Genomic DNA, 19713 nt, shown 5'->3' on the forward strand with positions numbered 1-19713 from the left:
TGCGTTGCGCGGGGCGGGTGCACAACGTCGCACGCGTTCCAGTCGAGATCTGTCACATGACATGAGGGGAGCGGCCATGGGCCGACGCAACGCAGGGGGCGGGGAGAAAGGCGCCAGCACGGCCGATGTGTTCGGCGAAGTTCTCAAGCACTGCCGCGAGTCCATAGGTGTTACGCAAATAGCACTGGCTGGCGAAGTCCCCTGCGATCGCTCCTACGTTGCCCGTGTGGAAGCCGGAACACGTGTTCCTGACGAGAAATTCGCTGAGACGTGCGACATCGTGCTGCGTACCGGCGGCATCCTCCAGAAGCTCTGGCACAAGATCGACTGGTATCCGGAAGTGGACCATCCGGACTGGTTCAAGCGCCGTGCCGCCATGGACGCCGAGGCGACGGCGCTCCGCGAGTACCAGACCCAGATGATGCCGGGCCTGCTGCAGACCGAGGACTACGCCCGCGCGTTGCTCTCGCGCCGGGCCAGTGGAGATGAGCTGGAGAGGCGTGTACGCGCGCGGCTCAGCAGACAACACAGATTTCTCTCCCCCGAGGGGCCGCTTCTGCTCATGGTCCTGGATGAGAGCTGCATCCGGAACACCGTCGGAAGCGCGGCCGTCATGCGGGATCAGTGCGCACATCTGCTGCGCGTGGGAAAGCAGCCGAACATCCGTGTTCAAGTCGCCCCGGCGGGTGTCCCGGGTATTTGGCGTCCCAATACGTCCATGTCTCTGATCACCCTCTCGGATGGCCATGTCTGGGTGTACTCGGAATCGCTCGACCGCGGGCACTTCAGCGACGATCCGGCAGTTACCGGCCGTCATGCACAGACCTATGCTGTTCTGAGGGCGGATGCGCTGTCCGCCTCCGAGTCTGCCGCGTTGCTCACTGACGCGATGGAAGGGTACGGCCACCATGATGAATCGCGATTTCAGAGCGACAACGTGGGTAAAGAGCAGTTACAGCGGCGACAACAGCGGAAACTGCGTGGAAATAGGCACCGGTATCCCGGGCATTATCCCCGTACGTGACAGCAAGAATACCGAAGGCCCGGTCCTTGTGTTCAGCAGAGCTGTTTTCTCCACTTTCGTTTCCGGTGCCAGAACCGCCGCGCACCCCACCGCCTGAACGCGATGGGGTGCGCTGTGCCGTCGGGGCGTCCCTTATGCGGTGGGCGTGTGGCCGCGCGCATGCGAAACCGTCTCGGCCCTGGCGCCCTTGAGCGGGATCCGCGCCGCTTCGGCCGTCGCGGCCGGCTTGGTCACCGAGCTCAGATCGTGGGCGTAGGTGCCCACGGCGTCGGCGATCACACCGATGTTAATGCCGAACGCCTTCATGTTGACGTTCGAGAGGTCGTCGCAGGCCGAGTGATAGCACCGGTCGTACGCGATACCGGCCTCGCCGCCGTACTTCGCGGCCTGGTCCTCGGACTTGATGCCCTCGGCGCCGGTGAAGGTGCCGCCGGAGGGGATGCCCGCGTCGATGAAGGGACCGTAGTCGGAGCGGCCGTCGAAGTCCGTGCCCTCGTGCGGAACGTTCCTGCTGTCGAGGAAGTCGGTGATGCCCTTCTCCAGTTGGGCGGAGCCCTCGGGGCCGGCGCCCGAGCCTTCGCCGTCCGAGTCGTCGCCGTCGTAGACGAACTGGGCGAAGTTCGGCGAGGCGATCATGTCGAAGTTGAGGTAGAGGGCGATGTTCTCGCGCTGGGCGGCGGTGAGGCCGTTGACGTACGCCTCGGCGCCGAGCAGGCCCAGTTCCTCCGCCGACCACCAGGCGAAACGCACCTTGTTCGTCGGCTTGTCGTGCGTCTTGGCGAGCTTGAGGGCGACCTCCAACAGCCCGGCGGAACCGGAGCCGTTGTCGTTGATGCCGGGGCCCTCGGTGACGGAGTCCAGGTGGGCGCCGAGCATCACGGTCCTGTCCGCCCTGCCACCCTTCGTCTCGGCGACCACATTGCGGGTGGTGCGCTCCTCCTGGAGCTGGCGGATGTCCAGGGAGACCTTCACCGGGCCCTTGGCGGCCTCGGCGGCGAGTGCCTGGCCCTCGGTCTGCGTGATGCCGCCCGTGGGGATCTTCCCGGCGTCCGGGCCGCCGAGCGTTCCGCTGAGCGCGCCCTCGGTGTTGTTGTAGATGATCGCGGCGACCGCGCCGGCCGCCGCCGCCTCCTTCTGCTTCGCCGCGAAGTCGCAGCCGCCGCGCTGGATCAGCGCGATCTTGCCGGTGAAGGCGCCGGCGGCGTAGTCGGTGGGCTCGCAGCCGGTGGTCGCGTCGACCGGGACGGGGGCGAGGTCGGCCGCGATGCCGCCCTCCTTGGTGGACGTCGTGTACGACATGGCCACGATCGCGACGTCGCGCGGCGTCGGCGCGGTGACCGTGAGCTTCTCGGCGAGCGTCTCGATATAGGTGATGTCGAACGTGTCGTACGAGACCTGGTAACCGGCCTTCTTCAGCTGGCTGTACACATACGCGGCGGAGGCGTCATGGCCGAGCGTGCCCGCCGCCCTGTTGCCGTTGGCGGAGTCCGCGATGGCCTGGAACTTCTCCAGATGCCGGTACGCGTCGCCGGCCGATGCCTCGCGCACCAGCTTCCGGGAGAGCTTCGCCGCGTCCTTGGCGGCGTCCTTGGCCGGGTCGTGGGAGCGTGCGGAGGCGGGCGAGGCGGACAGCAGAAGAGGCGCGGAGAGCGCGGCGGTTGCCGCGACTGCCAGGAGCCTGCGGGAAGTTGCGTTCACAGGGGCTGGGATCCTTCCGGTGCGAACGAATGTGAGGGAAAGCTAGCCAGCGCCGCGCCGCCTGGGAACAGCTGTGCCGCAGCTCACGGTGCGTAGCGGGGGATCACTCGCGTATCGGGCCTGGATTTCCGGTGCGCGGACCGGCCGCCGGTCAGTCGGTCCCGGGCGCTCGCGCCGGCTTCGCCGCCTTCGCCGCGCGCTTCGCCTCCTGCTTGAACGCCCGTACCTTGGCCAGCGATTCGGGTCCGGTGATGTCCGCCGCGGAACGGTACGACCCCACGTCCCCGTACGCGCCCGCGGCCTCGCGCCAGCCCTTGGGCTGCACCCCGTACTGCTTGCCCAGCAGCGCCAGGAAGATCTGGGACTTCTGCGTGCCGAAGCCGGGCAGCGCGTTGAGCCGGTCCCGGACCTCCGCGCCGGTGGCGATGTCACGCCAGATCGCGGTGGGATCGCCGTCGTAGTGCTCGACGAGGTACTGGCAGAGCTGCTGGACGCGTCTGGCCATCGACCCCGGATAGCGGTGCACGGCGGGCTTGTCCGTGAGCAGTGCGACGAACGCCTCGGGGTCGTACGCGGCGATCTCACGTGCGTCGAGGTCGTCGTGGCCCATGCGTACGGCGATGGTGTACGGGCCGGAGAACGCCCACTCCATCGGGACCTGTTGGTCAAGCAGCATGCCGACGAGCGCGGCCAGCGGGCTGCGGCCGAGCAGTTCGTCGGCCTCGGGCTGTTGTGCGAGCCGGATTGTGGTGCTCATTCAGCGATGATCACCTGGGCCGCGGCGCCGTGCGCGTACGCCACGCGCTTGCTGTGTGTTCATATGACTAATTTGTGGTCCGGATGGGGGAGTGGGGCGAGGGGTAGATCACGACACGAGGGAAAACCACCGGAACTGTCGGGAAAGGCCGCTCGCTCGTGACACAGCCGTTTGAATTGCCGGATTTCTATATGGCTTATCCGGCCCGACTCAATCCGCACCTGGAGGAGGCCAGGGCGCACTCCAAGCAATGGGCCAGGGACAGGGGAATGCTGGAGGGATCGGGCGTCTGGGAGGAACACGACCTCGATTCCCATGACTACGCCCTGCTCTGCTCGTATACGCACCCGGACTGCGACGGTCCGGCGTTGTCGCTGGTCACGGACTGGTATGTGTGGGTGTTCTTTTTCGACGACCACTTCCTGGAGGTCTACAAGCGCCCCCAGGACCGGGAGGGCGGCAAGGCGTATCTCGAACGGCTGGCCGCCTTCATGCCGATGGATCTCGCCGCCGGATTCCCGGAGCCGACCAATCCGGTCGAGGCGGGACTGGCGGACCTCTGGGCCCGTACGGTCCCGGGCATGTCCATGGACTGGCGGCGGCGGTTCGCGGAGTCCACCGAGAATCTCCTCAACGAGTCCGACTGGGAGCTCGCGAACATCAACGCGCACCGGGTCGCGAACCCGGTCGAGTACATCGAGATGCGCCGCAAGGTCGGCGGAGCGCCCTGGTCCGCGGGGCTCATCGAATACGCGGCGAGCGCCGAAGTGCCCGCGGTCATCGCCGACTCACGTCCACTGCGGGTGCTGAAGGAGACGTTCTCGGACGCTGTCCATCTGCGCAACGACCTGTTCTCGTACCAGCGGGAGATCGAGGAGGAGGGTGAGCTGAGCAACGGCGTGCTCGTCCTGGAGACGTTCCTCGGCTGTACGACCCAGGAGGCGGCGGACGCCGTCAACGATCTGCTCACCTCGCGCGTCCAGCAGTTCGAGAACACCGCGCTGACCGAACTGGGGCCGCTCTTCGCCGCGAAGGGCCTCGATCCGCGGTCGTGCGCCGACACCCTCGCCTATGTGAAGGGGCTCCAGGACTGGCAGTCGGGCGGCCATGAGTGGCATATGCGCTCCAGCCGTTATATGAACGGCGCCGGTTCGGAGGCCGGTTCGGAGGCCGTTTCCGGCACGGGCGGCGAGGGCGTCGGCGGCTCGGGGGGTGCGCCGGGCGGGGCGGGCGCGTCGTTCTCGATGGTGCCGGTCGGTCTCGGTACGGCCGCGGCGGACATCGCGAAGACGATCGGCGCGGGAGCGCCGGCGCGGGCGCGCAGCCACAGCCATGTCCCGTTCCAGCGGGTCGGTCCCTCCGCGCTGCCGGAGTTCCGGATGCCGTTCGCGCTGTCGATGAGCCCGCATCTGGACCACTCGCGGGAGCACACGGTCGAGTGGGCCCACCGCATGGGGATCCTGGAGGCGCAGCCGGGGATCCCGGGTTCTGATGTCTGGGACGAGCGGCGGCTGCGCCGTATCGATCTGCCGCTCTGCGCGGCCGGCATCCATCCGGACGCCACGGCGGAGGGGCTCGATCTCACCTCGGACTGGCTGACGTGGGGGACGTACGGCGACGACTACTACCCGGTCGTCTACGGCAACGCGCGCGATGTGGCGGGCGCGAAGGCGTGCAATGACCGGCTCGCGCTGTTCATGCCGGTCGAGGGTCTCGAGACGCCGGTGCCCGCGACCGGGCTGGAACGGGGGCTGGCCGATCTGTGGGTCCGTACGGCGGGCCCGATGGACCTGGACGCGCGTCGCGTCTTCCGTAAGTCCGTCGTGGACATGACCGACAGCTGGCTGTGGGAGCTGGCCAATCAGACGCAGAACCGTATCCCCGACCCCGTCGACTACATCGAGATGCGCCGGCAGACCTTCGGCTCGGACATGACGATGAGTCTGTCCCGGCTGAGCCACGGCCGGGTGGTGCCGCCGGAGATCTACCGGTCGGGCCCGATGAGGTCCATGGAGAACGCGGCCCAGGACTACGCGACGCTGCTGAACGACGTCTTCTCGTACCAGAAGGAGATCGAGTTCGAGGGCGAGGTGCACAACGGTGTGCTGGTCGTGCAGAACTTCTTCAACTGCGACTACCCGACCGGGCTCGCCATCATCGACGACCTGATGAACTCGCGGATGAGCCAGTTCCAGCATGTCGTCGCCAACGAACTTCCCACGCTGTACGACGACTTCGGCCTCGACGCGGACGCCCGCCGGGTGCTCGACGGCTATGTGAAGGAGCTGGAGAACTGGCTGTCCGGGATTCTCAACTGGCACCACGGCTGTAAGCGGTACAAGGAGGCCGAACTGCTGGAAGACCGGGCCGGTGTCCCCCGCTGGCTGCCCCCCGTTCCGAGCGGACTCGGCACCTCCGCGGCACGGATTCACCTACCTGGGTGGGAACCGGAGCGATCTTTGCCCCAAATGGCGCAGTAACTCGCCTACGCGCGCGCCCGTTTGTCATCCGGTCGATGTGATCGTTAACCGGATGGGGGCCGTGAGTGGCGAGCGGAAACGCACTGTACGGGCGCACAGAGGCGCGAGGCCCGCGCGCGAGGGGGCGTGAGAAGCCCCGGGAGGGGGTGGAGCCACGGGCGGCGGTACTGGAGGCCGTCGCCGGGTGGGTCCCGGGGGAGCCGGTCCCCAATGGGGCGTTGCCCACGGAGTGGGAGGTGGACGACGCCTGGGTCCGTACGCGCACGGGCATCGCGGGCCGCCATCGGGCCGCCCCGGGCATGTCCACGGGGGACATCGCGTATGAGGCGGCGCGGCTGCTGGTCGCGGAAGCGCCCGGCCTGGTGGGCGTGGGCGCGGGCGGGTTCGCGGGCGCGGGCGGCGGCGCGGGTGAGGGCGCGGGCGCCGGTGTGGCTTCGGCGCCTTCGGCTGCTTCGGTGTCGGCGCGGGCGGGCGGCGCCCGGGGGGTGGACGCCGTGGTGCTGGCGACGGCGACACCTGACCATCTCTGTCCCGGCACGGCGCCGGCGCTGGCGGCGCGGCTGGGGCTGGGCACGGTCCCCGCGTTCGATATCGGCGCGGTGTGCAGCGGCTTCGTCTACGGCCTCGCCGTCTGCCACGGCCTCGTCGTCTCGGGCCTCTACGACCGGGTGCTCCTGGTGGGCGCCGATGTGTACTCGACCTGGCTGGATCCCCGGGACCGCTCCTCGGGGGTGGTCTTCGGCGACGGCGCCGGAGCGGCGCTGATCGGCGCGGGCAGGGCCGGGGACCAGGGCGAGCTGCTCGCCTTCGATCTGGGCAGCGACGGCACGGGATACGACCTGATCACCGTGCCGGGCGGCGGAGCGCGGTCGAGGTCGGTGGCCGAACCGCCCGCCGAGGGCGACGAGTTCTTCCGGATGCGGGGGCGGGCGGTCTATCAGCACGCGGTCGAGCGGATGACCGGTTCGTGCCGCTCCCTGCTGCGCGCGGTGGGCTGGGACGCCGCCGAGGTCGACCATTTCGTACCGCACCAGGCCAACGCCCGGATCCTGCGGGCCGTCGCCGAACGGGTGGGGATCGGCGTCCAGCGCTGTGTCACCCATCTCGACCGGGTGGGCAATACGGGCGCGGCCTCCATCCCTCTCGCCCTGGCGGACGCGGACGCGCGGGGACGTTTCCGCGCGGGCGACCGCATGCTGCTGACCGCCTTCGGCGGCGGCCTCACCTGGGGAACGGTCGCGCTGCGCTGGCCGGTGACGACCGCGCCGACGGAGAGCACGCACGCGGCGACCGCGCCGACGGCGATCACGCACGTGGCGACCGCGCCGACGGAGACCGCGCACGCGGCGACCGCGCCGACGGCGAGCACGCACGTGGCGACCGCGCCGACGGAGACCGCGCACGCGGCGACCGCGCCGACGGAGACGGCGTACGCGGCGGCCGCGCCTGAGGCGATCACGCTCGCGGCGACCACGCCGACGGCGATCACGCACGCGGCGACCGCGCCGACGGAGACGGCGTACGCGGCGGCCGCGCCTGAGGCGATCACGCTCGCGACGACCACGTCCGAGGCCGCACGGCCCGAGCACTCACGGGCCACGGCCCTCGACGGAAGGAACGGATCATGACGCCGACGGCTGAGCGGGGACACGGTCAGGGGCACGGGGGGAGCGGGACGGTCGCGGTGACCGGGCTCGGGGTGGTGACTCCCGCCGGTCACGACGAACAGTCCTTCTGGGAGGGGCTGTGCGCGGGGCGGTCGGTGGCCAGACAGCTCCCGGAACTGGCCGGTATGCCAGTCGACTTCGCCTGTGCGGTCGAGGGCATCGACCTCGACGCCGTGATCGGTGGACGGTCGGTCTGGCGGATGGCGCGGTTCGTGAAGCTGGCGCTGATCGCGGCCAGGCAGGCCGTGGTGGACGCCGGACTCGACCCCGCGAGCTGGGACGGCGGCCGGGTGGGCGTGGTGCTCGGCGTGGGCGTCGGGGGCGTCTCCGTACTCGTCGACAACGCGCTGAAGCTCCAGGCGGACGGTCCGCAGGCGGTCTCCCCCGTGCTGGTACCGATGATGATCCCCAACGCGGCGGCCGGAGAGGTCGCCATCGCGCTCAAGGCGCGCGGGCCGAGCCTCGCCCCGGCGACCGCCTGTGCCTCGGGGGCCACCGCGATCGCCGTGGGCCGCGATCTGCTGGCGAGCGGCCAGTGCGATGTGGTGGTGGCCGGGGGCTCCGAGGCCGTACTGACCCCGCTGGTGGTGACGGCCTTCGCACGGATGGGCGCGCTGTCGACGCGTACCGGCGATCCGGGCGGGGCGTCACGGCCGTTCGCCTCGGACCGCGACGGGTTCGTGATCGGTGAGGGCGCCGCGATGGTCGTCCTGGAACGGGAGGCGGACGCGCGGGCGCGGGGCCGGGCGCCGCGCGCGCTGCTGGCGGGCGCGGGCGCCAGTACGGACGCGCACCACCCGACGGCGCCCGCGCCGGACGGCCGGTGGGCCCAGGTCGCGGTGGAGGCGGCGCTGCGGGACGCGGGCTGGAGCCCGTACGACGTAGAGCATGTCAACGCGCACGGCACGTCGACGCCGCTCAACGACACGATGGAGGCGACACTGATCGACCGGGTCTACCCGCACCGGCCGTCGGTCACGGCGCCGAAGGGGGTAGTGGGGCACACGCTGGCGGCGGCGGGGGCGATCGAGGCGGTGGCGACGGTGCTCACCCTCGAACATGGCGTGATTCCGCCGATCGCCAACGTGGACGCGCCCGCAGTCGAGTTCGACCTCGACTGCGTGACGAAGGAACCCCGGCGGCAGTGGGTGGAGACGGCGGTCAGCCACTCATTCGGGTTCGGCGGGCACAACGTGGCGCTGGCGTTTCGGCGGGCCTGACGACAGGTCATATCAGGGAGCTGATCGTACGAATGTCCCATGGTTCTGCGGGTGGGAGAGTCGTTTCTTCGCCATTGATTGATCGTTATACCGGCGTGAGTATAAATATCAACACCGTTGCCATGAAGTCATTCGACCAGACAGGCTCATTGGACCCATCGGGCTCATTGGACCCGGTGGGCTCGTTGACCGCAACGCTGGATCCGCTGACGCGCGTGCTCTTCGGGGACGACTTCGACGGCGAGCACGCGCCGTGGCGCCGGCTCGCCGCCGCGGCCCCGTTCCGCCGCCGGCCCGGTGCGTCGTCCGGGGAACGGCTGGCGATGGCGTACGAGCGGCTCCGTACCGTCAACGATGCGCTCGACAGCCCGGCGGGGCTGGTGGCCGACCCGCGTGGACTCGCCGCGCTGCATGAGTGGCTGGGCCCGGTCGATCCGGCCTTCACGACGGTCGCGGGCATCCACTACAACCTGTTCCTCGGCAGCCTCCTCGACCACGCGGAGAGCGCACCGGGACCGGCGGCGGGCGGCATCGCGGATCTGGGCGACTTCTTCGCGCTGCGCCGGGTGGGCACCTTCCTCTGTACGGAAGTCGCGCACGGAAACGACGCGGTGGCCGTGGAGACGACGGCGACCTACGACCGGGAGCGGGACGGTTTCGTCCTGCGCACGCCGCATGCCGGGGCGCAGAAGTTCATGCCCAACACCAGCCCGGTGGGCGGCCCCAAGTCCGGTGTGGTGGCGGCCCGGTTGCTCGTGGACGGTACCGATCACGGCGTCTTTCTGTTCCTGACGCCGCTGACCGACTCCGTCGGGGCGCTCCCCGGCGTCCGGGTGCGCAGGCTGCCCGCCCGGCTGGGCAGCCCGGTGGACCACTGTCTGACCGCGTTCGACCGGGTCTTCGTGGGGCGCGAGGCGCTCCTGGGGGGCGCGCAGGGTCGGATCGACGAGGACGGTGAGTTCCGGAGCGAGCAGAGCAACCGCCGACGGCGTTTCCTGACCTCGATCGGCCGGGTCACGGCGGGAAAGCTCTCGATGAGCGCGTGCGCGGTCGGCTCGGCGCGGGTCACGCTGGCGCTCGCCGTGCGGTACGGCGGGCACCGGCACATCTCCGGTTCCCGAGGAGGGGAGCGGGTACCGGTGTTCGCGCACCGCAGCCACCACGGCCCGCTGGTCGGCGCCCTGGCCACGGTCTTCGCGATGACTCTGCTGCACCGTACGGCGCTGGACGCCTGGGAGTCGCGTACGGAAGCGGACTCGGACGAGGCCGAGCGGCTGGTGGCCGTCGCCAAGGGCTGGATCAGCTGGCGGGCGCGCGAGGTGATCGTGGAGTCGCGGGAACGGTGCGGTGCGCAGGCGCTGTTGGAGAACAACGGCATGACCGAGCTGCTGGCGGGTATCGAGGGCGTCATCACGGCGGAGGGCGACAACGTCGCGATCTACGCGAAGGCGGCGGCCGAGATGCTGTTCTCGGCGGCTCCGGCCCCGGCTCCGGCTGCGGCTCCCGTTTCGTCTCCGGCCCCGGTTTCCTCTCCGTCTCCATCTCCGTCTTCGGGGCAGGAGGACGGGGCGTACGGTCCCGCCGACCGCGAGCTGACCGATCCGCTGTTCCTGGACGGACTCCTCGTCGCTGTCGAGGCCGTATGGCTGGCACGGGCCCGCCGCCGGATGAGCCAGGTGCCGCACGGCGACTCGCTGGCGCGGTGGAACGCGGCGTCCGGTGCCGCGCTGCGCGCCGTGGAGGCATACGCGTACCGGCGCGCGTCGGAGGCGTACGCGGTGGCGGTGGCGGGACTGAAGCCCGTCTCGGGGTCCTCGCCGTCGGCCCATGACCTGTTGTGTTCGCTGCACCGGCTCTTCACGCTCCAGTGGATCGACCGGAACAGCGGCGATCTGCTGGCCGCGGGCCGGCTGGCCCCCCGTCATCTCGACGAGCTGCCCGAGGCCGTCGAACAGCTCATCTCGCGGCTGGCCGGCCATGCCCCCGCCCTCGTCGAGTCGTTCGCGCTGCCGGAGGAGATGCTGGCCGACTGGCCCATTTCCGGGGCCGGTTACGTGGACGCCTACGACGACGCGGAGGGCGCGTGGCACGCCGCACCCGCCGCAGTCTCCGTACCCGCGGTACCTCCCGCCGCCGTACCTCCCGTACCTCCCGTACTCGCCGCACCCCCTGCACCCGGCGCACTCTCCGTACCCGCCGCACCCGCTTGAAACCACCGACCCCTTCAACCGACCCACCCCCTGGAAAGGACTTCCCATGAGCGAGATCCACCCGAAGATCACCGAGGTGCTGACGGAGACGTTCAAGGTGCCCGCCGCGGAGATCATCCCCGAGGCCACGATGGACAGCCTGGAGATGGACTCCCTCGCCGTCGCCGAGTTCGCCGTCATCATCAAGGAGACGCTGGGGATCGACGCCGACTCGGACTCGCTGCTCAAGGGCGCGACGCTGGCCGAGATCACCGCGTTCCTCAACGGGGCGCGTACGGCGTGCACGGTGCGCCCCGCGCACGCGGCGCACGCGCTTCGCGCGGTTCACGCGGTCAGCGCGACGAGTGGCGTCAGCGAGGCGAACGAGGCCCCGGTGGGCGTCGGCCGATGACCGGACCCGCCATCGCCATCACCGGCCTGGGGATGATCACCCCGGCCGGGAACGACACCGACTCCACCTGGCACGGCGTGTGCGCGGGGGTCTCCCCGGCCCACCGGGTGCCCGAACTGAGCGGCTGCGCGGTCGACTTCGCCTGTACGGTCGAGGGCATCGACCTCGACGCCGCGATCGGCGGGCGTACGGCCTTCCGGATGGGCCGGTACGTGAAGTTCGCGCTCCTCGCCGCGCGCGAGGCGGTCGCCGACGCCGGACTCGACCCGACGAGCTGGGACGGTACCCGGGTCGCCGTCGTGGTCGGGACCAGCAGCGGGGGATCCGCCAGCCTGACGGAACAGTCCGTCGCGCTCGACAGACGCGGTCCCGAGGCGACCTCCCCGTCCGGCATCCTGCTCACGATCCCCAACATGCCGGCGGCCGAGATCGCCATCAAGATGCGGGCCACCGGGCCCAGCATGGCGCCGTGCACGGCGTGTTCCTCGGGGGTCACGGCGCTGTCCGTGGCGCGGGATCTGCTCTCCACCGGGCAGTGCGACATCGCCGTCGCGGGGGCGACGGAATCCATCGTCTTCCCGGTCGCCATAACCGGGTTCGTGCGCTCGGGCGCCGCCGCGCTGGCCGGTCCCGGCGACGATCCGGCGGTGCTGTGCCGGCCCTTCGCCCCGGACCGCGCGGGGCTGGTCCTGGGGGAGGGCGCGGCGATCATGGTGCTGGAGCGCGAGCAGGACGCGCGGGCGCGCGGCGCGGAGCCACGCGCGCTGCTGGCGGGCGCCGGTGCCACGACCGACGCGCACCACCCGACGAGCCCGCACCCTTCGGGCGCCGTCGCCCAGCGCGCGGTGGAGGTGGCGCTGCGCGACGCGGGCTGGCAGTCCGGTGATGTCGAGCACGTCAACGCGCACGGCACCTCGACGCCGCTCAACGACGCGACCGAGGCGGCGTTGATCAGCAGGGTCTATCCGCACCGGCCGCCGGTCACGGCGCCCAAGGGGGTGCTGGGGCACTGTATGGGGGCGGCGGGCGCGATCGAGGCGGGCCTGACCGTGCTGACGCTCCAGCACGGCGTCGTACCGCCGATCGCCAACCTGGACGCGCCGGCCGTCGAGTTCGACATCGACTGCGTGACCAAGCAGCCGCTGCGCCAGCGGATCGACCGGGCGGTCAGCCACTCGTTCGGCTTCGGCGGGCACAACGCGGTACTGGCGCTGCAACGCGCCTGACCCACGCCGCCGTACGCCACGCACGCACGGCGCGTTACGCACGGCCCGGCACGCACTACGCGTACGACCGCGCGTACGACCGCGTGTCCGACCGCGCGTACGACCGCGTGTCCGACCGCGCGTACGACCGCGTGTCCGACCGCGCGTACGACCGCGCGTAGGCACCGCCTCGCCACCGCCTCGCCACCGCCGTACGCACCCGCCACAGGCACCGCCGTACGTTCGCCGCCCCGGTCGCACGGACCGCGTCGGCTGTACGGATCGCGCCGGCGCACACAATGCGCCGACGTATGGAATGCCGTCCTCCAGCCACGCGCCGGGGGGCGGCCTCCCCTCACTTCACTCGCATCCCGGAGGCCCACCATGAGCAGGCACCCACCGCTCCGAGGACGTACCGCCGTCATCACCGGCGCCGCGCGCGGCGTCGGCGAGCAGCTCGCCCGGTCCCTTTCCGAACGGGGCGCCCGGCTGGCGCTCGTCGGCCTGGAGGAGTCCGAACTCGCCCGCGTCGCCGAGTCATTGACGGGCGAGGCGGACCACTGGCACGCGGATGTCACCGACGCGGCGGCCATGCTGCGCACGGCGCGGCTCGTCGAGGAACGCTTCGGTACGGTCGATGTCGTTGTCGCCAACGCCGGGGTCGCGGTGGGCGGCCTCTTCCGTCACTCGGAGCCCGACGCGTGGCGCCGCGTCATCGAGGTCAACCTGATCGGCAGCGCCAACACCGCCCGCGCCTTCCTCCCCGCCCTGCTGGACTCCCGCGGCTACTACCTCCAGGTCGCCTCGCTCGCGGCCCTCGCCCCCGCGCCGATGATGACGGCCTACTGCGCCTCGAAGGCCGGGGTGGAGTCCTTCGCGCACACCCTCCGCACCGAGCTGGCGCACCACGGGGTGGGGGTCGGCGTCGGTTACCTCACCTGGACCGACACCGACATGGTCCGCAGCGCCGACCAGGACTCCACGCTGCGCGAGCTGCGCTCCCGTATGCGCTGGCCCGCCAACCGCACCTACCCGCTGGCCCCTGCCGTGGACCGCCTCACCACCGGCATCGAACGCCGCGCCCACCACATCTACGCCCAGCCCTGGCTCCGCGCGGCCCAACTCGTCCGCGCGGCCCTCCCGTCCGCCGCGACACACCGGGCCCGCCGCGCCCTGCCCGCCCTGGAACCCGCCTCGGCGGCGATCCCCACCACCCTCCTGGGCGCGGGCGGAACAGCCAACGACCCGCCGTCCGGGAGCGGAACCTGAGCCATGGCCGGTCCGGCAAGGGCGTGCCCAGGCGGTCCGGTACGGGAGGTCCTGGGCACGCCTGCGGGGACCACTCCAGGGACAGGACCATGGCCATCGTCGGGTCCGGAACACCCCCGCCTGCGCGGGGAGCACCTGTCCACGCTGATCGGACAGCCGGAAGCCTTCGGAACACCCCCGCCTACGCGGGGAGCACGTCTTCGCGCCGATCCTCACCGGCTCCGGCCACGGGACACCCCCGCCTGCGCGGGGAGCGCCAGTTCGATTGCCACGAGGCGGATCCAACCCGCTTCGCCGCCGCGGGCACGATCAGGCCCGCCGCGCGGCACCTTCCGGCCAGACGACATCCACTGGCAGCCCCGCCTCACGAGCCAGCAGCACCGTGTCGGCCGTGCCGCCACCCTTCCCGGAGGGAGGCGTCCCGTCCCACACCGCAACCAGCCGATCGCCGCGCTCCAGAAGAAGCGCGTTCGCTTCCTCATACGCCGCCCTGTTCGCCGTCTCGTTCGGCAACGTCACCACCTCAACGGCAGCCTTCACCAAGCGGTCGAACACCGGGGCGTGATCCTTCTTCACCTTCTTCGCCCGGTAGTCCACCGAGGGAATCAGCACGACGAGACGCCCGCCGAGGGCCGTTACCTCTTCCGCGAACAGACTGTCCGATCCAGCCGCAATGCATGACACCCCGACAAGGTCTGCACGGTACGGCTCCAGCGCCTTGCGCAGAGCAGCCCGCACAAGCGGAACGCTCTCCTCGGAAAGGTCCATGTGCCCAGTCACAGCCAGCGTCGTCACGCATCCACCCCTCAGCTCGACAGAAGATCGCGGATACTATCCCGCGCCTCGCGCACGGTCCGCGAGGCGCCGTGGCCCACCGTGTACGGGTAGAGCTGCCCGAGGTGCCCGCGGACCCTCCCGGACTGGGTAAGTCGGGCTGCCCCAACGGCCTGGTGGGTCTCCTTTACAGCGCCCGTGATGTCGCCGACCAGGAAGTGACACTCGGCGAGGCCGATCCTGTCCAGCGCGTACGAACGGCCGGCCTCAGGCCCGCGCGACGAGAGTGCGCTGCGGATCTCTGTGGCGGCTCGGTGGGCGTGCTGTCGTGGGTCCTGCCGGGCGAGATCGAGCAGTCGCCCACCGGTGACGCCCGCCAGCTCGGCATCATCGAAGTAGGCGATCCAGTACGGCTCTTCCTCGCCGGGGCCCGCCGCGGACAGCGCTTCGGCGGCTCGCGCGGTCGCGCGCTCGAAGCCTGCTGTGCGGCCCTGGGCCGCGTACGCCCACGCTTCACGGGTGTGGAGCATCGCCCTGACCCGTGGCCCGATCACGTCGCGCGCGCCCTCCTGCGCAAGTTGGATGAGCTGGAGCGCGTCGTCGGGGCGATCGCGGTAGAGCATCTGTCTGGCCATACCGGCCAGGACGTTGGCACCGAATACCTTGTCCGCGCCCGCGTGTGCCGACCGCAGGGCGAGCCGGTAGTACTCCTGCGCTCTCCGATGGAGGCCAGAGTCCCAGGCCATCGTCGCGGCGGTCCCGGCAAGCTGCGCCATGATGCGGTACAGACGGGTTTCAATCGTCGGGGCCTGGTGCTCATCGAGGGCACTGGCGATCTCGCTGAGCTGGCCGAGCACGGCCTTACGCCGGAGGCCACCGCCGTACCGGTGGTCCCACTGGCGGAACGCCTTGGCCGTCGTCTCCAGCTCATCAATCTCGCGCATTCCGAGACGGCCACGGCGGGGCGGCGCCGGGGATGCGGCAGCTGGTTGGAGCCATCCTTCGAGGGAGTCGAGTAGGGCTGCGCCGGTCACCGCGGCTCCGGCCAGGGCGTGCGTCATCGCGCGGCGGTCCATCACGAGATCACTCCTCGTCAGGTCTGCGGCCAGGCCGACGGTGGCGTCGGGCCGCCACGGAACATCGGTCGTGTCGGGTTGGCCGCCCGGCGACTCCGACGGGCGCTGCTGCTGTGTCTGCCGGCCTTCCCACGGGCGGGACGCCAGGCCAAGGAGGGCTCCGGGGATGCGGAGTCCGTCGGCAATCCGGCGTACCACCTCGAAGCTGGTGACCCGCTGCGAGCCGCTGATGATCGTGCTCACCTTGCCGGGGGTGAGCTGGCAGGCCGACGCGATTCGGTTCTGGGAGAGGCCGCCCCACTTTTTGACCAGTGCGAAGACGGCGGCGAAGTCGTGCTCGATCAGTGCTGCCCGCAGATCGTCTCTGTCGAGGACTTCGGGGGCGAGCGGGCCGGGGGTGGTGGCGTCCATGTGGGCCGACTTCCGAGGCGATCCTACGCACGCGAGCGCGCCTTCCTGGAGCTGCAACGAGTGTATTACCGCCTCGGTAACCCCCGCCGGTCATCCCGGCCTTGAGCAAAATGCCCGAGGCTGTTGGTGGATCAAAACCGACACGATGACAGGGGCAGCCGTGCACGCCAAAGCACAGACCGAGAGCGCAATCGCCCGGTGGCTGACGTCTTCCAGCCGGGCGTCCGAGGTCGCCGCGTGGCAGGACGGCCGCCCCGCCATACTGCGCACCGGCGGCCCCTACGACGCCGTCCGGATGCCGCTCAGCCTGGTCCACGCGGCGGCCGGGAGCAACGCCCCGGACGTCGTGGCCGGCGTCCTGGCCGAGATGCTCGACGGGCCGGTGATCTGTGACCCGGGCCGGTGGTACTACGCGCTCGTGCCTCCGGGGACCTGCGAGACGTGGCGATCGGCGGAGGCGGTGGTCCGCGGCCCGGGGGCCTGGCTCGGGATCCCCCGGCCCGACCGCACGACGCCGACATCGGTCGCCACCTACTGGGCCGTACCGGCGGCGGAGGTGCGGAAGTTGTGCTCCGCCGAGGCCGTGGCCGAGCTGCTCCGCGTCGGCCGGACCCGTCTCGAAGGCGGCACCCCGTGACCGCCGGCGAACCGCCCCGCACCCACATCTCCGCTCCCTGCTGGACCGCGGAGCCGGACGATGTCCTGCACTGCACCGAGCCCCCCGGCCACGACGGCGACCACTACCACGCCTACACCCGCACCCAGTGGCCACGCCGGGAGGGAGAGACGCAGTGACGACCACCAGAGCCCGCGGGTACATCACGCCGGCCTGCACGATCGACGAGCACGGCGAATGCTCCGGTCCCGGGGAGACCCGGCTCGCCTGGCAGACGCCCACACAGCCGGCGGTCGAAACGCTGCGCTGCGATTGCCCATGCCACCGCCCGGAGGGACCGCGGTGACCCAGCGCACCCAGCAGCTGCTGTACGTCGCTGTCCTGGCCGCGCTGCTGGCCGCGCTCGCGATCGCCATCGGCCACAGCGCCGGGCCGAGCGAGGGATCGTGAACCTCAGGCTCCGGCTCCGGATCGACCCGACAGCCACCAGCGCGCCGGGCGCCTGCCACATGTGCGAGCGCGACCACCTCGCCGTCGTGACAGTCGGCGTCCTCACCAACGCCGCCGGCCCCGGCCACACGGCCACCGAGATCCCGGTTGACGCCTGCCGACGCTGCGAGGGGCGGCTGCTCATGCTGCTCGCCGACGCGCAGCGGCCCCTGGTTCGGCCCTACGTAGCGGCCATGCACACCCACCGACTCCCGGTCCGCTACCCCCCGTTGGCGGGCAGGGGTGGGGCCCTCGGGTTCGGGCGTGAGCCCGAGGGCCCGTTGACGAGCACCGACCACGAAAGGCACCACCCCGATGGCCAGCAAGAAGCAGACCGTCAAGGCGGCCCGGCGCGAGAGCGCGCGCTACACCAACGGCGGCGCCTCTACGGCTGAGCTCAGCCAGGATGCGCTGATCACTCGCCACCTCCGTCGGACGACGGAGCAGCGGTACCGGGACGAGAACCAGAACCAGAACAGCACCTGATCCAGCAGCACCCCATGGCGACCGAATCGGGGTCAAGGGTCGCACCCAGCGCCCCCTGTCCGCCGCTCCGGTGACGGGCAGGGCGAGGGCCCTGAGGCCCTCCGTTCATCCGACCGACCACATCCTCGAAGGGACACGCCATGTGGCACACACTCAGCGCATGCGATCACGACTGGACCGAGTGGAGCGGCAAGCAGCGCTGCCGTAAGTGCGGCGAGACGCAGAGCTGATCAAGTACCGGGGGCGCCGGGGCATCCCCGGCGCCCCTCCCCAGACGAGAGGGCACCATGACCGAGCGCGTCCCGTGGGACCAACTCCCCGCCGGACTCCGGACCGCCATCGAGGACAAGACCGGCACCGTGACCGCCTCAACTCCGGTCACCCAGGGACTGAACTGCACCACAGCCCAGATCATCACCACCCGCGGCAACGGGCCGCTCTTCCTCAAAGGCGTCCGCGACACCGACCTCGAAGGCGCCTCCGCCCTCCGCTGGGAGGAGCACCTCACCGACACCGTGGGAGGCGTCAGCCCGAGCATCCGCCATGCCCTACGTGCTGCCGGCTGGTACTGCCTGGCGTTCGTGTACGTCGACGGCCGGAACGCCGATCTTGGCCCCGAATCCGCGGACTTGGACGCGGTCGCCTTCACGATCCGACGCATGCACCGCCTCCGAACACCCGACATCCCCATCCCGCCACTCGCCGACCGCTTCACCGGATACCTGATGCCCGGCGAGGCCGAGGCGCTGGCCGGCGGCCATCTCCTGCACACGGACACGAACCCCCACAACATCCTGGTCAGCAACCGGGGCGGGACCGCGTACATCGTCGACTGGGCCATGCCCGCGGTCGGCCCTGAATGGGTCGACGCCGCCTACACGGCGGTCCGGCTCATGGAGTACGGGCATACCCCTGCGTCGGCGCTGGCGTGGCTCCGGGGCATCCCGAGCTGGCGCAGTGCGGACCCGAAGGCTGTGGACGCGCTGGTGACGGTCACCTGCCGGCGGTGGTCGGCGGTAGTCGGGACGCGGGGCGCGGCGGCGAGTAACGAGCGGTTTCAGCAGTTGTTGGCGTAGACCGTCAGCCGCGGCGGGCAGCCTCGGCGGCGGGTTCGGAACACCCCCGCCTGCGCGGGGAGCACGGGCGCTGGACACGGGCATGGCGACCCGTGCTCGGAACACCTCCGCCTGCGCGGGGAGCACCCTCGGGTGGGCGACTTGCCGCCCGCTTTGACCGGAACACCCCCGCCTGCGCGGGGAGCACCAAGCCGGGGCCGGCGTCGGAGAATACTCCGGCGGAACACCCCCGCCTGCGCGGGGAGCACGGATCATGAGTGGACCGAGGAGCAGCAACTCGAGGAACGCCCCCACCTGCGCGGGGAGCACCGCTGGGCGCGCCTGCGGTGCCGCTCAAGACGCGGAACACCTCCGCCTGCGCGGGGAGCACAGCTCACCCGAACCCCACGTGTTGTGCGTGACCGGAACACCCCCGCCTGCGCGGGGAGCACTGCTGAGGGCCCGGGGTGAATCACTCCGGGCCCGGAACACCCCCGCCTGCGCGGGGAGCACCCGGGCTCGCCGGAGGCGACCGCCGGAGGCGGCGGAACACCCCCGCCTGCGCGGGGAGCACGAGCCGGTTGCCTTCCACAAGCGCGGCAGCCTCGGAACACCCCCGCCTGCGCGGGGAGCACCCAACAGAACATAGGGATTCACGCTTGATGCACGGAACACCCCCGCCTGCGCGGGGAGCACGGCATCCGCGACCTGGCGATGATGACGATGGACGGAACACCCCCGCCTGCGCGGGGAGCACGGGCACAAGGTCACGGCGAAGGTACTGGAGGGCGGAACACCCCCGCCTGCGCGGGGAGCACGGCATCCGCGACCTGGCGATGATGACGATGGACGGAACACCCCCGCCTGCGCGGGGAGCACGGGCAC

The 19713-nt window shown here is 70.9% G+C and carries 15 protein-coding genes, 2 pseudogenes and 1 CRISPR repeat array; of the genes and pseudogenes, 13 read left to right on the plus strand and 4 right to left on the minus strand.

Translation table 11 applies throughout. From position 1 onward, the window contains the following. The first annotated feature begins 76 nt into the window (after positions 1-76). Positions 77-1024: a helix-turn-helix transcriptional regulator gene (locus ACIOGX_RS14455; protein ID WP_165371797.1), complete on the plus strand. Its 948-nt coding sequence runs from the start codon at positions 77-79 to the stop codon at positions 1022-1024. Next, the gene (locus tag ACIOGX_RS14460) at positions 981-1121 is read left to right on the plus strand and encodes a DUF397 domain-containing protein (protein WP_240045375.1); all 141 of its coding nucleotides are present in this window, start codon (positions 981-983) and stop codon (positions 1119-1121) included. The genes ACIOGX_RS14455 and ACIOGX_RS14460 overlap by 44 nt, the downstream gene beginning before the upstream one ends. A 35-nt stretch (positions 1122-1156) precedes the next feature. On the opposite strand, the gene ACIOGX_RS14465 is transcribed toward ACIOGX_RS14460, so the two are convergent. Together ACIOGX_RS14465 and ACIOGX_RS14470 are read right to left on the minus strand one after the other, a co-directional pair. Further along, positions 1157-2698 (minus strand): M28 family metallopeptidase, encoded by a 1542-nt coding sequence (locus ACIOGX_RS14465; protein WP_401913425.1) that lies wholly within the window; start codon positions 2696-2698, stop codon positions 1157-1159. Positions 2699-2873: 175 nt separating this feature from the next. Then, on the minus strand, positions 2874-3479 hold the full coding sequence (locus ACIOGX_RS14470) for an HhH-GPD-type base excision DNA repair protein (protein WP_356509157.1): 606 nt from the start codon (positions 3477-3479) through the stop codon (positions 2874-2876). Positions 3480-3637: 158 nt separating this feature from the next. On the opposite strand from ACIOGX_RS14470, the gene ACIOGX_RS14475 reads away from it, so the two are divergent. From ACIOGX_RS14475 to ACIOGX_RS14505, 7 genes and pseudogenes are all read left to right on the plus strand, one after another. Continuing rightward, a complete protein-coding gene (locus tag ACIOGX_RS14475) occupies positions 3638-5959 on the plus strand; it encodes a family 2 encapsulin nanocompartment cargo protein terpene cyclase (RefSeq protein WP_401913074.1) in 2322 nt (773 codons plus the stop codon). A 146-nt stretch (positions 5960-6105) separates the two neighbouring features. Further along, positions 6106-7239, plus strand: a pseudogene (locus ACIOGX_RS14480) (beta-ketoacyl-ACP synthase 3); the annotation flags it as partial. A gap of 344 nt (positions 7240-7583) precedes the next feature. After that, a complete protein-coding gene (locus ACIOGX_RS14485; RefSeq protein WP_356509161.1) occupies positions 7584-8846 on the plus strand; it encodes a beta-ketoacyl-[acyl-carrier-protein] synthase family protein in 1263 nt (420 codons plus the stop codon). A 32-nt stretch (positions 8847-8878) separates the two neighbouring features. After that, positions 8879-11056, plus strand: coding sequence for an acyl-CoA dehydrogenase (locus ACIOGX_RS14490; protein WP_401913077.1), 2178 nt, complete (start codon positions 8879-8881; stop codon positions 11054-11056). A gap of 46 nt (positions 11057-11102) precedes the next feature. Beyond that, positions 11103-11327: pseudogene (locus tag ACIOGX_RS14495) on the plus strand (acyl carrier protein); the annotation flags it as partial. Positions 11328-11443: 116 nt separating this feature from the next. After that, entirely contained in the window at positions 11444-12673 is a 1230-nt protein-coding gene (locus ACIOGX_RS14500) for a beta-ketoacyl-[acyl-carrier-protein] synthase family protein (protein WP_401765858.1), read from the plus strand. 363 nt (positions 12674-13036) lie between these two features. Beyond that, the gene (locus ACIOGX_RS14505; protein WP_401913081.1) at positions 13037-13921 is read left to right on the plus strand and encodes an SDR family oxidoreductase; all 885 of its coding nucleotides are present in this window, start codon (positions 13037-13039) and stop codon (positions 13919-13921) included. A gap of 309 nt (positions 13922-14230) precedes the next feature. On the opposite strand, the gene ACIOGX_RS14510 is transcribed toward ACIOGX_RS14505, so the two are convergent. Next, positions 14231-14716 carry a hypothetical protein gene (locus ACIOGX_RS14510; protein ID WP_401765863.1) on the minus strand — a complete coding sequence of 162 codons (486 nt, stop codon included), beginning with the start codon at positions 14714-14716 and terminating at the stop codon, positions 14231-14233. Positions 14717-14727: 11 nt separating this feature from the next. Continuing rightward, on the minus strand, positions 14728-16182 hold the full coding sequence (locus tag ACIOGX_RS14515) for a helix-turn-helix transcriptional regulator (protein ID WP_356509171.1): 1455 nt from the start codon (positions 16180-16182) through the stop codon (positions 14728-14730). A 145-nt stretch (positions 16183-16327) separates the two neighbouring features. Here ACIOGX_RS14515 and ACIOGX_RS14520 point away from each other — a divergent pair, with 145 nt between their 5' ends. The 4 genes from ACIOGX_RS14520 to ACIOGX_RS14535 all read left to right on the plus strand — a co-directional run bounded on the left by ACIOGX_RS14520 (position 16328) and on the right by ACIOGX_RS14535 (position 18849). Continuing rightward, positions 16328-16819, plus strand: coding sequence for a hypothetical protein (locus tag ACIOGX_RS14520; RefSeq protein ID WP_401765869.1), 492 nt, complete (start codon positions 16328-16330; stop codon positions 16817-16819). Then, positions 16816-16977 carry a hypothetical protein gene (locus tag ACIOGX_RS14525; RefSeq protein ID WP_384769274.1) on the plus strand — a complete coding sequence of 54 codons (162 nt, stop codon included), beginning with the start codon at positions 16816-16818 and terminating at the stop codon, positions 16975-16977. Before ACIOGX_RS14520 ends, ACIOGX_RS14525 begins: the two co-directional genes overlap by 4 nt. Positions 16978-17602: 625 nt before the next feature. Beyond that, positions 17603-17773: a hypothetical protein gene (locus tag ACIOGX_RS14530; RefSeq protein ID WP_356509177.1), complete on the plus strand. Its 171-nt coding sequence runs from the start codon at positions 17603-17605 to the stop codon at positions 17771-17773. Positions 17774-18060: 287 nt separating this feature from the next. Further along, positions 18061-18849, plus strand: coding sequence for a phosphotransferase (locus tag ACIOGX_RS14535; protein WP_401913086.1), 789 nt, complete (start codon positions 18061-18063; stop codon positions 18847-18849). Between the two features lie 36 nt (positions 18850-18885). Further along, positions 18886-19707: direct repeats of the CRISPR family, unit length 29 nt; unit sequence CGGAACACCCCCGCCTGCGCGGGGAGCAC. Positions 19708-19713 lie beyond the last annotated feature (6 nt).

The organism is Streptomyces sp. NPDC088147, assembly GCF_044741565.1.
Lineage (GTDB): Bacteria > Actinomycetota > Actinomycetes > Streptomycetales > Streptomycetaceae > Streptomyces.